This is a genomic window from Streptomyces sp. BF23-19, assembly GCF_041106355.1.
GTDB lineage: Bacteria > Actinomycetota > Actinomycetes > Streptomycetales > Streptomycetaceae > Streptomyces > Streptomyces virginiae_A.
Genome location: NZ_JBGBPT010000002.1, coordinates 218520 through 231200, shown reverse-complemented (window position 1 = coordinate 231200; position 12681 = coordinate 218520). Strand labels below are relative to the sequence as shown.

The window sequence follows — 12681 nt, the reverse complement described above, 5'->3', positions numbered from 1 at the left end:
ACGCGCGGCGGCCGCACCCCCACCGGGACCGGCGGGCGCCATGGCGTGCGCCTCGGGCCCGGGCACGTACCCCATGGCGGGCGCGGCGACCGGCGGCGCGGCGAAGGCGGCGGCGGGCGGACCGCTGCGCTCCAACCGGTCGAGCCGGGCCTGGAAGGACCGCTCGTCGTCGAAGGCGGCGGGCAGCAGCACCCGGGCGCAGATCAGCTCCAGCTGCAGCCGGGGCGAGGTCGCGCCGCGCATCTCCGTGAGCCCGGTGTTCACCAGATCGGCGGCGCGCGACAGCTCGGCCGCCCCGAACACGGACGCCTGGGCCTGCATCCGCTCGACGACATCGGCGGGGGCGTCGATCAGCCCCTTCTCCCCGGCGTCCGGCACGGCGGCCAGGATCACCAGGTCGCGCAGCCGCTCCAGCAGGTCGGCGACGAACCGGCGCGGGTCGTTCCCGCCCTCGACGACCCGGTCGACGGCCTCGAACGCGGCCGCCCCGTCCCCGGCGGCGAAGGCGTCCACGACGGAGTCGAGCAGCGAACCGTCGGTGTAGCCGAGCAGCGAGGTGGCCATGGCATACGTCACACCGTCGTCGGCGGCACCGGCGAGCAGCTGGTCCATGACGGACATCGAGTCACGCACGGAACCGGCGCCGGCGCGCACGACCAGCGGCAGCACACCGTCCTCGACCTTGGCGCCCTCGCGCCCGCAGACCTCGCCCAGGTAGTCCCGCAGGGTGCCGGGCGGCACGAGCCGGAAGGGGTAGTGGTGCGTCCTGGACCGGATGGTCCCGATCACCTTCTCCGGCTCCGTGGTGGCGAAGATGAACTTGAGGTGCTCCGGCGGCTCCTCGACCACCTTCAGCAGGGCGTTGAAGCCCGCCGAGGTGACCATGTGGGCCTCATCGATGATGTAGATCTTGTAGCGGCTGGACGCCGGCCCGAAGAAAGCCTTCTCGCGCAGGTCACGGGCATCGTCCACACCACCGTGCGACGCGGCGTCGATCTCGATGACGTCGATGGACCCCGGCCCGTTCCTGGCGAGGTCCTGGCAGGACTGGCACTCCCCGCAGGGGGTGGGGGTGGGACCCTGCTCACAGTTCAGGCACCGGGCGAGGATGCGCGCGCTGGTCGTCTTTCCGCAGCCGCGCGGCCCGCTGAACAGGTACGCGTGATTGACCCGGTTGTTCCGCAGGGCCTGCATCAGCGGGGCAGTGACATGCTCCTGCCCGATGACCTCGGCGAACGACTCGGGGCGATAGCGGCGGTACAGCGCAAGGGACGACACGTATACGAGGTTATCCGGGCCCACCGACATCAGCGGCCCGCCGAAGCCCTTGAAGGGCGTCCAGGACGGCGCCCGGAACGCAAAGCGCCCCCCACGCACCCGCCAGAGCCCACTTACCCTTGCTGCCTTCCGGCCCTGGGGGAGTTCGGTGAGATAGCGCCACGTGAGGGGCTGGCCCCACCCTAGCGGATGGAAGCCCCCGGAATCGAGCCGGACCCCCACCCGCCCTCCGCTCGACGATCACGTTCGCGAGCACCCCTCAACGTCTTGTATTGTTTGCGGCGGAGGATTCGCCTAGTGGCCTAGGGCGCACGCTTGGAAAGCGTGTTGGGGGCAACCCCTCACGAGTTCGAATCTCGTATCCTCCGCCAGTGCCTCACCGGGCACGTTGTAGAAGGGCCGCTGCTTGCAGCGGGGCCCTTCTACGTTCCCCGTCCCGGCCGGATGTCCGCGACACAATGGCCGGATGACGGACGAGGTCTTTCTGATACCCGCCCGGCCGACCGCCACGGCCGGGCTGCTCGCGGAGGCCGCCGCCCGCCGGGGGATGACCGTCCGCGCCCTCGGCCCCGGCTTCGGTGAACTGGCCGGCCGGTCCGTGCACTGGTGCGGTGGTCCGCACGCCGCCGCGCGGGTGGCCGGGGCGCTCGGGCTGGGGCTGCTGGAGCCCCCCGACGACTGGCTCACACGGCTGCCCGAGCGGTTCACGGGCCGCCGGATCGAGCTGACCACCCTGGACCGGGCGGCGCGGGAGCTGACCGGATCCGGGCGGCCGGCGTTCGTGAAGCCGCCTCGCGAGAAGTCCTTCCCGCCCGCCGTGTACAGGCCCGGCTCGCCGCTGCCGCGGTCCCTGCCCGCCGCCACCCCCGTACTGGTCTCGGAGGTGGTGGACTTCGCCGCCGAGTACCGGTTGTTCCTGCTCGACGGGGAGATCGCCGCCGGCAGCCGGTACGCCGTCCACGGACGCCTGGACCCCGCCCCGCTCGACGAGGACGGGCGCGGGGCGGACGTACGCGGCTTCGCGGCCGCGCTGCTCGCCGCGACGGGCCCGGACCTGCCCAGCGCCGTCACCGTCGACGTCGGCCTCGTCGCCGCGACCGGCCGGTACGCCGTGGTCGAGGCCAACATGCCGTGGTTCTCGAACAGTTACGCCGCCCGGCCCGAGGCCGTCCTGGACGTGGTGCTGCGCGCGGCCGGGCCGCTCCACCGGGTCCGCCCGGCCGACCGGCCGTTCATGACCCCGTAGCGACACGCCTCAGCCGTTGAAGCCGAGGGCCAGGGCCACGACCGCCGGGGCCGCGTAGATCACCGGGAAGGCGACGTGGGCGTAGGACTTCGCCCGGAGCACCGTGATCACGGCCCCCGCGAAGTAGAGGGCCACCCCGATCGCCGCCGCGATGCCGATCGCGGGGACGAAGACACCCACCGCCAGGCCCACCGCGCCAGCCGCCTTCGCGGTGGCGAGCCGGGTCCACCACGAGCGCGGGACCCCGTACTCGACCAGCGGCTCCACGACCCACTTCGCCCCGAGGAACATCGAGGCCGCCGAGAATCCGACCATGAACGCGCCGACCAGGGCGAAGACAACTGCGGTGGTGGACATGTGAGCTCCCCTCGGGCGGGCGCCGGTGCACAGTCGCTCCGGTCTGTCTCCCGCCTGCTTCACTCCTCTGACCCGCCTCGCCGCACCGATGTGACAGGCCGCGCGAAAAACTTTCGGCCGCGCTCAGGGGCTGCCGGGGACGTAGACGTCGAGGGCGGGGAAGCAGACCGCGTTGTCCGCGCTGCAGATCTCCCGGTCGCTCGGTGAGACCACGGGGACGGGACGTTCGTACGTGAGCAGGCTCAGTGTCCGGCCCGGGGCGAAGGCGGCCGTGGCCTCGCGGACCGGGCCCAGGTCCGCGCGGTGCGGGCCGGGTCCGGTGTAGGCGTACGGGGCGTGGCCGCCGTCCACGACGGCGAGGTAGACCGTGGTCCGGCCGGGGTACACGGCGCCCTCGGTCACCAGCCGGATCCCGATGCGCGCCCAGGACTTCGGCAGGGGGTTGCAGGTGGTGCTCGCGCGGGCGTCACGGACCACGGCCAGGCAGTAGTTCCGGTCGTCCGGCATCCAGGCGAGCTCGCCCGTGTCGCCCGCCGGTTCGCGGTGGATGACGATGAGGGACTCGTCGCCCGGTACCCGGAGCTCCGGGGCCGTGTCCCTGCGGACGGCCTCCAGCAGACGGCCGTCGGCGGCCGTGACCTTCGCGTCCCCGACCGGCCCGGCCGGCCCGGCCGGCTCGGCCGGCCCGGACGCCTGCGGCGGCCCGGAGGGCGTCGGCGAAGGTGCCGACGCCGACGGCAGGGGCACCGACGGTACGGGCGACGGTGTCCACGACGGCGCCGACGACTGCTTCGGCGAGCTCCCGTGCTGCGAGAGTCCCGGCGACAGCTCCGGCGCGGGCGGCGTGCTGCACCCGGCCGTCGCGAGGATCGCCAGTCCGCATGCCGCGGCAGCCGCAATCGTCCCGTGTCTCATCGAAATCCGCCCCCGCGCAGCTGGAACCCGTGTGCGGGGGCAGTCTGCCGTGTCGCCCGGCACGGCGACACGGCAGGCCGGGGCAGCTCAGCCGAAGCTCGGCATCTCACCCACCGTTGTCGACATGTCGATCACCGCGAAGGCGGCACCCTGCGGGTCCGTGACCGCCGCGAACCGGCCGAACGGACTGTCCATCGGGCCGAAGTGCAGCTTCCCGCCGTGCTTCTGGGTCTTCGCCACCGCCTCGTCGCAGTCCGGCACCCCGAAGTAGACCTGGATGTACGGCGGCACGTCCGGCGGGAAGTCGGCGTCCATCTTCATCCGGCCCAGCACCGGGTTCCCGGCGCCGCCGACGCTGAAGACCTTGAAGTCCATGCCGGCCATCTCCGGGTCATCGCCCGGGTCCATCTGCTGGGCGCCGTACGGGAAGACCTTCGGCAGGAACCCGTCCGCCTTGGCGGGGTCCCGGGTGAAGACCTCCGCCCACGCGTACGAGCCCGGCTCGCCCATCTTCTCGAAGCCCTTGTGCTCGCCCGGCTGCCAGACGCCGAAGACCGCGCCGCTCGGCTCCTTCGCGATCAGCATCGTGCCGAAGGCGCCCACCTGCATGGGGCCCATCAGCACCTCGCCGCCGTTCGCCGTCACCTTCTCGGCGGTGGCCGCCGCGTCGGGCGAGGCGAAGTACAGACACCACTGGGACGGGGCGTCGGCTCCCGGCATCGGCGGGACCACGGCGGCGACGGCCTTGCCGTCGGAGTAGGCCTGCGTGTAGTTGCCGTACTCGCTGCTGGCCTCGCCGAAGGTCCAGCCCAACACGTCCGCGTAGAAGGTCTTGGCCCCCTCCACGTCGGCGAACATCGCGTCCACCCAGCACGGAGCGCCTTCGGAGAACTCAGACATGATCGATCGACTCCTCGTCTCGTACCTGTCGTCTCGTACCTGTCGTCGTCGTAGACGGTCGTACTCACGCTAGGCGCGCGGTGCGGCGACCGCGCGGGGAGCGCGCCCAGGCGGGACGCTGGAGCCATGGACAAGGACATCACCATCCGGCTGGCACAACAGCCGGAGGCCGACGCGCTGCTCGGCCGGAGCCCGCTCGCCGCGCTCGTCGGAATGCTGCTGGACCAGCAGGTGCCGATGGAGTGGGCGTTCTCGGGGCCCTGGACGATCGCCCAGCGGCTCGGCTCCGACGATCTCGACGCGCACGCCATCGCCGCGTACGACCCGGAGGCCTTCGCCGCCCTGCTCTCCGAGAAGCCCGCCGTGCACCGGTATCCGGGGTCGATGGCGACGCGGATCCAGCAGCTGTGCGCGTACCTCGTGGAGCACTACGACGGGAGCGCGGAGGCGGTCTGGGCCGACGCCACGACGGGCCAGGAACTGCTGAAGCGCCTCAAGGCGCTGCCGGGCTTCGGGGAGCAGAAGGCGCAGATCTTCCTCGCCCTGCTGGGCAAGCGGTTCGGCGTGCGTCCGACGGGCTGGCGGGAGGCCGCGGGCGGGTACGGACCGGCGAACGTCTACCGCTCGGCGGCCGACATCACGGGCCCGGAGTCCCTGGCCAAGGTGCGGGCGCACAAGCAGGAGATGAAGGCCGCCGCGAAGGCCGCCAAGGCCGCGGGCGGCTCCTGATCGCTGGTCAGGCGGCAGGTCGGTCAGGAATTGACCGGTCGGATCGGCCGTTGATTGACCCCTGATTCCGGTCGCTCAAGATCGTAGATTGGTGGACATGACAGAGATCGCGACCCGCGCCGCCACCGCCGAAGCCATCTACGACGGCCCCGGCAGCCTCATCACCCTGCTCACCGACACCGCCGAGCTCACCTGCAACACCGCCACCTTCGACGAGGGCGCGGCGGGCGCCCCCGTCCACTTCCACACCAAGGCCACCGAGTTCTTCCACGTGACCGCGGGCAAGCTCGACATCCTCGTCGACGACGAGATCCACACCCTGGGCGCCGGCGACTTCATCGCCGTCCCGCCGGGCGTCAAGCACGCCTTCGCCCCGGCGGCCGGCCACACCGCCGCCGTCTTCGTCGGCTTCACCCCCGGCATGGGCCGCTTCGACTACTACCGGCTCCTCGGCCGGGTCAACGCGGGCGAGGCCACCGTGCAGGACATCAAGGACAGCTCGGCGACCTACGACAACCACTACGCGGAGAGCCCCGTCTGGAGCGGCCGCCGCCGCAGCGCGGAGCCGTAGACCACGTCCGCGTCGAGGCGGCGCAGTTCCTCCGCGAGCAGTTCCGCGCCGCTGCGGATCTTCAGGGCCACCTTGCGGTCGGGGCTCCCCGGCAGGCTCAAGGTGGCCAGCACGCCCGCGGGGCGGTCCACCCGTATCTCCCCGGCCGTGGTCTGCAGGCTGACCCCGGTGATCACCGGGCCCTCGCTCGCCATCCGGGCCACCGGCACCCCCAGCCGGTCCTCCAGCCAGCGCGCCAGCAGCTCCGCGCTCGCGTTGTCCGGCTCGCTCTCCACCGCCGCGCCGGTCACCGGCAGCGGCTTCTGGTCCAGGGCCGCGGCCAGCAGCGAGCGCCACGGCGTGAGCCGGGTCCAGGCCAGGTCGGTGTCGCCGGGCTGGTAGCCGGCGGCCCGCTCGTCGAGCACTGCGACCGGGTCGAAGGCGGCGGCCGCATCCGTGATCCGGCGCTGCGCGAGCTCGCCCAGCGGGTCCCGCGCCGGCTCGGCGGGCGCGTCGGCCGGCCACCAGGCCACCACGGGCGCGTCCGGCAGGAGCAGCGGCAGGACGACCGAGCCGGCCTGCTCGGTCAACGCCCCGTGCAGGCGCAGCAGCACGATCTCGCCGGTCCCGGCGTCCGAGCCGACCCGCAGTTCGGCGTCGACGCGGTCCGCGCGGAGCTTGTGCGGGCCGCGGGTGGTCCGCCGGATCACCGCGATGATGCGGCAGGGGTGTTCACGCGAGGCCTCGGAGGCCGCACGTACGGCGTCGTAGGCGTTCTCCTCGTCGGTGGCGAGGACAAGGGTCAGCACCAGCCCCATGGTCGGGCTGCCTATCGCCCGGCGGGCTTCGAGCAGGGCCCGGTTGACCTTGCTGGACGTGGTGTCGGTGAGTTCGGTCCGCATGGGCCAGAGTCTGTCACCGCGTCACCGTCGCTTGCGCGCGGTACCGAAGATGGAGCGGGAGATCTCCCTTCCCAACTGGGTCCCGATCGACCGGGTCAGCGAGCGGAACAGCCCGCTCCCCACCACCTGCTCGGCCAGCGAGGGATCCGGCTTCGGGGCGCTGCGCGCGGCCCGCGCGGCCTCCTTCTGTGCCGCCTCGGCCTCCTTCTCGGCCTCGGCGGCGGCCGCGGCCTCCTCCGCCCGTGCCTCGGCGGCGGCCTGTTCGGCGGTGATCTTCTCGTACGCCGACTCCCGGTCGATCGGCTCCGCGTAGCGCGACCAGAGCAGCGAGGCCTTCACGGCCTGCTCCAGGTCCGCCGCCGCGATCGGCCCCATCAGCGACTGCGGGGCGCGCAGCCGGGTCGCCGCGACCGGGGTGGGGGCGCCCTTCTCGCTGAGCACGGTGATGACCGCCTCACCGGTGCCCAGCCCGGTGAGCAGCTCCTCCAGGTCGTACGCGGAGTGGGGGAAGGTCTTCACGGTCGCCTTCAGCGCCTTGGCGTCGTCGGGGGTGAAGGCGCGCAGGGCGTGCTGCACCCGGTTGCCGAGCTGGGCCAGGACGTCCGCCGGCACGTCCTTGGGGGTCTGCGTCACGAAGAAGACACCGACGCCCTTGGAGCGGATGAGCCGGACCGTCCGGGTGATGGCCGCGAGGAAGGCCTTCGAGGCCCCGCTGAAGAGCAGGTGCGCCTCGTCGAAGAAGAAGACGAGCTTGGGCTTGTCCAGGTCGCCGACCTCCGGCAGGTCGTTGTAGAGGTCGGCCAGCAGCCACATCAGGAAGGTGGAGAAGAGCTGCGGCTTGTCCTGGACGGCCGGGAGTTCCAGTACGGAGACCAGTCCGCGCCCGTCGGCGGCCGTCCGCAGGAACTCGCTCGTGTCGAACTCGGGCTCGCCGAAGAACTCCGAGGCGCCCTGCTGCTCGAAGGCGGTGAGCGCCCGCAGGATCACCCCGGCCGTCACGGTGGACAGTCCGCCGATCCCCTTGAGTTCGGGTTTCCCCTGGTCGGAGACGAGGAAGGCGACGACCGCGCGCAGGTCCTTGAGGTCGATGAGCTCGAGGCCCTTGGTGTCGGCGTAGTGGAAGATCAGGCCGAGTGACTGCTCCTGCGTCTGGTTGAGCTGGAGCACCTTCGACATCAGGACCGGGCCGAAGCTGGTGACCGTGGACCGGAGCGGGATGCCGGGTCCGATCCCGCCGAGCGAGTAGAACTCGCAGGGGTGGCCGGTGGGCTCCCACGTCTGGGCCACCTCCCGGGCCCGTTCGTCGACCCTGTCGCCCGGCGTCCCGGGCGCGGAGATCCCGGAGATGTCGCCCTTGATGTCCGCGAGGAAGACCGGGACGCCGCCCGCGGACAGCTGTTCGGCGATGAGTTGGAGCGTCTTGGTCTTTCCGGTTCCGGTGGCCCCGGCGACCAGTCCGTGGCGGTTGAGCATCGCCAGGGGGATACGGATCTGACGGTCGGGCAGGCAGGCGCCGTCCCAGAGGAGGGCCCCGAGGTCGAGCGCGGGTCCGGTGAAGGCGTACCCGGCGGCGATCTCCGCGGCCGGTCCCGCCGGACCCGTCCCGTCCGCGGGAAGGGCGGGGTCGGTGCGGGGGTCGGTGCTCTCGCTCATGCTTCACTCCCCAAATAGCGCTGTTCGTCACTTTTGCACCGCCGTCACGAGGCTGCGCCCGCACGCACCGGCCCGGTAGGCTTTCCGTGTGATCTTCAAGCGCATCGGAAGCGGAAAGCCCTACCCCGACCACGGCAGGGAAACCACCCGGCAGTGGGCGGACGTCGCGCCGCGCCCGGTCCGGCTGGACCAGCTCGTGACGACCAAGGGCCAGCTCGACCTCGAAACGCTGCTCGCCGAGGACTCCACCTTCTACGGCGACCTGTTCGCCCACGTCGTGAAGTGGCGGGGCGACCTCTACCTGGAGGACGGGCTGCACCGCGCCGTGCGCGCGGCCCTGCAGCAGCGCCAGGTGCTGCACGCACGGGTCCTCGAAATGGACTGACGGCTTCGTCTGGATTGCGCCTTTCGGGTCACCATTGACCTATCAGCAGATCATTTAGTAGGCATCGACACCGGGCCGCACTACGCTGCGCCCATGAGCATGCTCACTCCCCCCGGCATGGGCGGAAAGTACCGCGTCACGGGAGCCGCCTACCCCCGTATGAGTCGTAAGCGGAGCCGTACCCGGATCGTCCTCGCCGTGCTCGGCTCGATCCTTGCGCTGGCCCTGGTCGGCTACGGGGCCCTGCAGCTCATCGACGTGTTCCGGGGCGACAGCCCGAAGCGGAACACGGCTGCGGGTGCCAAGGACTGCCCCACGACGCCTCCCGGCACCGCCGCCAAGGGCGGTCCCGGCGCCGCCTCCACGGCATCGGCCGCCGCGAAACCGGCCGTCGTGCTCCCCCCGCCAGGGGAGATCACGGTCAACGTCTACAACGCGACCCCGCGCGCGGGTCTGGCCAAGGCCGTCGGTGACGAGCTGGCCAAACGCGGCTTCGTGATCGGCAACGTGGGCAACGCCCCGGCCACCTTCGACAAGAAGGTCCCCGGCACGGGGATACTGCTGGGCTCCCCCACGACCGACAAGGCCGTCTTCTCCGTACTCGGCACACAGCTCGCCGGCACCACCCAGCAGACCGACACCCGCGAGACCGCGGACGTCGACCTGATCCTGGGCGACGCCTTCAAGGAGCTGAGTACGAAGGAGGACGCGGACAAGGCGCTGGCCCTGCTGGCCAACCCCGTGCCCGCGCCCAAGAACTGCTGACGCGCCGGCACGCCGTACGGCGTGCCGGACCGCCGCGGTCCTACTCCGCCGAGCCGTACATGCGGTCGCCCGCGTCACCCAGGCCCGGCACGATGTAGCCGTGCTCGTTGAGCCGCTCGTCCACCGCGGCCGTCACCACCGTCACCGGCGTGCCCGCCAGCTCGCGCTCCATGATCTCGACGCCCTCGGGCGCGGCCAGCAGCACCACGGCCGTGACATCGTCGGCGCCGCGCTTGATCAGTTCCTGGATCGCCGCGACCAGCGTGCCGCCGGTGGCGAGCATCGGGTCGACGACGTAGACCTGGCGGCCCGAGAGGTCCTCCGGCATGCGCGTCGCGTACGTGGAGGCCTCCAGGGTCTCCTCGTTGCGGACCATGCCCAGGAAGCCCACCTCGGCGGTCGGCAGCAGCCGCACCATGCCGTCGAGCATGCCGAGACCGGCGCGCAGGATCGGGACGACCAGCGGGCGCGGGTGCGAGAGCTTCACGCCGGTGGTCGGCGCGACCGGGGTCTCGATGTCGGCCTGCTCCGTGCGCACGTCCCGGGTGGCCTCGTAGGCGAGCAGGGTCACGAGCTCGTCGGCGAGCCGCCGGAAGGTGGCGGAGTCGGTGCGCTTGTCGCGCAGGGTGGTGAGTTTGTGCGCCACCAAGGGGTGATCGACGACCTGCAAACGCACAACATCCTCCAAAACTCAGCCTGCGACCTGCAAAAACGGTCGCACGACGCGACCTGCACCCAAAAGGCTACGCGCTGACGCGGCTCCTTCGCGTCCGAAGGGCGGCCGCGCCCGCCGCTTCCTTGCGGATGCGACCCGCGCGGACGCCCAGCAGGCTGGACGGATGAGCAACACACCGGTGATCGCGGCCGTCGACGGTTCGGAACACAGCCTCAGAGCCCTGGAGTGGGCACGGAAGGAGGCCGTCCGGCACGACACCGGACTACTGGTCGCCCATGTACTGCCCGACCACGCCCAGTTGTACGCCGGGCGCCGGGCCTCGCTGCACGACGCCTCCGAGCCGCAGGAATTCGCCGACCCCGTACGCGACTGGGTCCGGTCCCTGCTCGGCGGCGACGACTCCACGCTGCCCGAGGGGGTCACGTACGAGGCCCTGGAGGGCTCCGTACCCGAGGCGCTCCGGGTGATCGGCTCGCAGGCCCGGATGCTGGTGATGGGCTCCCGGGGCCGCGGCGGCTTCGCCAGCCTGCTGCTCGGCTCGAACAGTCGGGCCGTGGCCAGTACGGCCGCCTGCCCGGTGGTCGTGGTCCCGCACGCGGAGCGCGGCGCCCACCCCGACGCCGACGCCGAGCGGTCCGCCGGGCGGGTGGTGCTCGGGCTGCACGCCGCCGAGACGCCCGACGACGTACTGACCTTCGCGTTCACCGAGGCCGCCGTGCGGGGGACCACCGTCCAGGTGGTCTCCGCGTACGCCATCCCGCCCTCGCCGACCTTGGTGATGGACAGCCCCTTCGCGGTGATCCCGCCGGAGGGGCTGGCCGACGAGGGGGACGGGGTACCGGCCGAACGGGAGATGCTGCGCTCCCAGACGGAGCGGCTGGCGCCGCTGCGGGAGCGTTTTCCGGACGTCCCGGTCGAGCAGGCCGCGGTGCCCGGGGACCCGGCGGGCCGGCTGGTCATCGCCTCCCGGGCGGCGGCGCTGGTCGTGGTGGGCCGCCACCACCCGCGGCGCACCGCCATGTCACTGGCGATCGGCTCGGTGGCCCATGCCGTGCTCCACCACGCGCACGGACCGGTGGCCGTGGTCCCGACCCTCAAGGACGACGTCTGACGACGTCTGACGACGTTCTGACCTGCGGCGGGGTGGCATCAAACGCGCCGTCCGGGGGAAGGTGGGTGCAAGGGGGGGACGACCGACCAGCCAGGTGGTGGCCGATGCCCGACAGGCAGCCGAAGGACGACGTGCCGGAGACCGCGGCGCAGCGTCGAGCACGCCGCGCGCAGTTCCTGCGCGACCTGATGGAGGCGCGCGAGCTGCGCGATCGTGTCCAGCCCCGCCGCGCCCGAGCGGCCCGTATGCGCCAGCAGATGCGCATGCGCACCTTCCGCTGGTGATCCGGAACGTTCCGGCCACCCGCCCTCCCGTGCTCCGCGGACGCCCCGGGCCCGGCAGCCGGGTGGTGCGGCACTGACGTGTCGTGGTGATCCGGACCCCGGCACGCCGCGACACGTCCGGGCCGCACCACGCGCCCCACAACCCTCCCCACGGCCCCGCCGCCCCCACGCCGCAACCCCGCGCGGCCCCCACCGGTGCACGGCGCGGCACGACGCAAGCGCGGAAGACCTCTCGCAAAGCCGCTGTTTCTGCCACGATGCCGATTGGGCGGGGTACGGACGGCGAGCAGCACGGCCGCTGTGCCCCATCCTCCGGCCGGGGGGACCTCCAACCGGCACGCCTAAGACCAGTGGGAGAGTCACGGTGTATTTCGCCGCACTGCTCGCGCGCACCGAAGACGGGTGGGAAGCGAGCGACATGGAACTCGACGATGTCGAGTCCCTCAGTGATCTGATCGATCTCGCCCGGTCCGCCGCTGTCGACGACGACACGGTGGTCGCCCTCATCGAGCAGGAGGACGCCTGGTTCGGCGTCGTCCGCGTGGACGGCGAGGAGGACCCGCGGTACTTCGTTTCCAACGCCTCCGCGGCCGCCCGCAGCTCCTACGGCTCGATGCTGACCAAAGAGCTGCTGGGCAGCGACGAGGAGGACGACGAACTCGACGACCTGGACCTCGACGGCACCGAGGACGGCGAGGAGGATGCCGTCGCCGCGTTCACGGACGAGGACTCCGAGGAGGACGAGGTGGGCGGGACCGGCACGGAGCCGGTACCGGCCGGTCCGCTCGGCGACCCGATGCTGCTGGACGATCTCGGGGTGACCAACAAGCAACTGATGACCCTGGACGGGGACGCCCTCTCGGAGATCGCCGAGTCCCTCGGCGCCACCGAGGTCCTGGAGGCCGTCCGCTAGTGCTCCCTACGAACACC

The 12681-nt window shown here is 72.1% G+C and carries 15 protein-coding genes, 1 tRNA gene and 1 other RNA gene; 9 read left to right on the top strand and 8 right to left on the bottom strand.

What is annotated here, in order from left to right; translation table 11 throughout:
- The coding region (locus AB8A24_RS02315; RefSeq protein WP_369474433.1) for a DNA polymerase III subunit gamma and tau at window positions 1–1278 on the bottom strand (1278 nt) is incomplete at its 3' end.
- Between the two features lie 77 nt (window positions 1279–1355).
- Window positions 1356–1454: signal recognition particle sRNA small type (gene ffs / locus AB8A24_RS02310), an RNA gene on the bottom strand.
- A 107-nt stretch (window positions 1455–1561) separates the two neighbouring features.
- On the opposite strand from ffs, the gene AB8A24_RS02305 reads away from it, so the two are divergent.
- Together AB8A24_RS02305 and AB8A24_RS02300 are read left to right on the top strand one after the other, a co-directional pair.
- Window positions 1562–1649 (top strand) — tRNA-Ser (locus AB8A24_RS02305).
- Between the two features lie 95 nt (window positions 1650–1744).
- Complete coding sequence (locus AB8A24_RS02300) at window positions 1745–2524, top strand: ATP-grasp domain-containing protein (protein WP_328962649.1); 780 nt, start codon at window positions 1745–1747, stop codon at window positions 2522–2524.
- Between the two features lie 9 nt (window positions 2525–2533).
- On the opposite strand, the gene AB8A24_RS02295 is transcribed toward AB8A24_RS02300, so the two are convergent.
- The 3 genes from AB8A24_RS02295 to AB8A24_RS02285 form a co-directional block, all read right to left on the bottom strand.
- Window positions 2534–2881: a DoxX family protein gene (locus AB8A24_RS02295; protein WP_030768851.1), complete on the bottom strand. Its 348-nt coding sequence runs from the start codon at window positions 2879–2881 to the stop codon at window positions 2534–2536.
- A gap of 123 nt (window positions 2882–3004) precedes the next feature.
- Window positions 3005–3628 (bottom strand): hypothetical protein, encoded by a 624-nt coding sequence (locus AB8A24_RS02290; RefSeq protein ID WP_369474431.1) that lies wholly within the window; start codon window positions 3626–3628, stop codon window positions 3005–3007.
- 255 nt (window positions 3629–3883) lie between these two features.
- Window positions 3884–4696: a VOC family protein gene (locus tag AB8A24_RS02285; protein ID WP_266383421.1), complete on the bottom strand. Its 813-nt coding sequence runs from the start codon at window positions 4694–4696 to the stop codon at window positions 3884–3886.
- 126 nt (window positions 4697–4822) lie between these two features.
- Here AB8A24_RS02285 and AB8A24_RS02280 point away from each other — a divergent pair, with 126 nt between their 5' ends.
- Window positions 4823–5425: an HhH-GPD-type base excision DNA repair protein gene (locus tag AB8A24_RS02280; RefSeq protein ID WP_030726228.1), complete on the top strand. Its 603-nt coding sequence runs from the start codon at window positions 4823–4825 to the stop codon at window positions 5423–5425.
- A 97-nt stretch (window positions 5426–5522) separates the two neighbouring features.
- A complete protein-coding gene (locus AB8A24_RS02275; RefSeq protein ID WP_030726226.1) occupies window positions 5523–5996 on the top strand; it encodes a cupin domain-containing protein in 474 nt (157 codons plus the stop codon).
- Here the strand turns inward: AB8A24_RS02275 and opcA are convergent.
- Together opcA and AB8A24_RS02265 are read right to left on the bottom strand one after the other, a co-directional pair.
- Window positions 5945–6877 (bottom strand): glucose-6-phosphate dehydrogenase assembly protein OpcA, encoded by a 933-nt coding sequence (opcA, locus tag AB8A24_RS02270; RefSeq protein WP_328962646.1) that lies wholly within the window; start codon window positions 6875–6877, stop codon window positions 5945–5947. The genes AB8A24_RS02275 and opcA overlap by 52 nt on opposite strands.
- A gap of 21 nt (window positions 6878–6898) precedes the next feature.
- Window positions 6899–8530: a helicase HerA-like domain-containing protein gene (locus tag AB8A24_RS02265; protein ID WP_328962645.1), complete on the bottom strand. Its 1632-nt coding sequence runs from the start codon at window positions 8528–8530 to the stop codon at window positions 6899–6901.
- Between the two features lie 88 nt (window positions 8531–8618).
- On the opposite strand from AB8A24_RS02265, the gene AB8A24_RS02260 reads away from it, so the two are divergent.
- Together AB8A24_RS02260 and AB8A24_RS02255 are read left to right on the top strand one after the other, a co-directional pair.
- The gene (locus tag AB8A24_RS02260) at window positions 8619–8915 is read left to right on the top strand and encodes a type II toxin-antitoxin system VapB family antitoxin (protein WP_030726217.1); all 297 of its coding nucleotides are present in this window, start codon (window positions 8619–8621) and stop codon (window positions 8913–8915) included.
- 93 nt (window positions 8916–9008) lie between these two features.
- Window positions 9009–9680 (top strand): LytR C-terminal domain-containing protein, encoded by a 672-nt coding sequence (locus tag AB8A24_RS02255; protein ID WP_266383409.1) that lies wholly within the window; start codon window positions 9009–9011, stop codon window positions 9678–9680.
- A 40-nt stretch (window positions 9681–9720) separates the two neighbouring features.
- Here the strand turns inward: AB8A24_RS02255 and upp are convergent, their stop codons facing one another.
- Window positions 9721–10356 (bottom strand): uracil phosphoribosyltransferase, encoded by a 636-nt coding sequence (gene upp / locus AB8A24_RS02250; RefSeq protein WP_030010426.1) that lies wholly within the window; start codon window positions 10354–10356, stop codon window positions 9721–9723.
- 163 nt (window positions 10357–10519) lie between these two features.
- Between upp and AB8A24_RS02245 the strand changes: the two genes are divergently transcribed.
- The 3 genes from AB8A24_RS02245 (at window position 10520) to AB8A24_RS02235 (ending at window position 12664) form a co-directional block, all read left to right on the top strand.
- Window positions 10520–11467, top strand: coding sequence for a universal stress protein (locus AB8A24_RS02245; RefSeq protein ID WP_369474427.1), 948 nt, complete (start codon window positions 10520–10522; stop codon window positions 11465–11467).
- A 104-nt stretch (window positions 11468–11571) separates the two neighbouring features.
- Window positions 11572–11751: a hypothetical protein gene (locus AB8A24_RS02240; protein WP_030010606.1), complete on the top strand. Its 180-nt coding sequence runs from the start codon at window positions 11572–11574 to the stop codon at window positions 11749–11751.
- A 364-nt stretch (window positions 11752–12115) separates the two neighbouring features.
- The gene (locus AB8A24_RS02235; RefSeq protein WP_266383404.1) at window positions 12116–12664 is read left to right on the top strand and encodes a hypothetical protein; all 549 of its coding nucleotides are present in this window, start codon (window positions 12116–12118) and stop codon (window positions 12662–12664) included.
- Window positions 12665–12681: the final 17 nt, after the last annotated feature.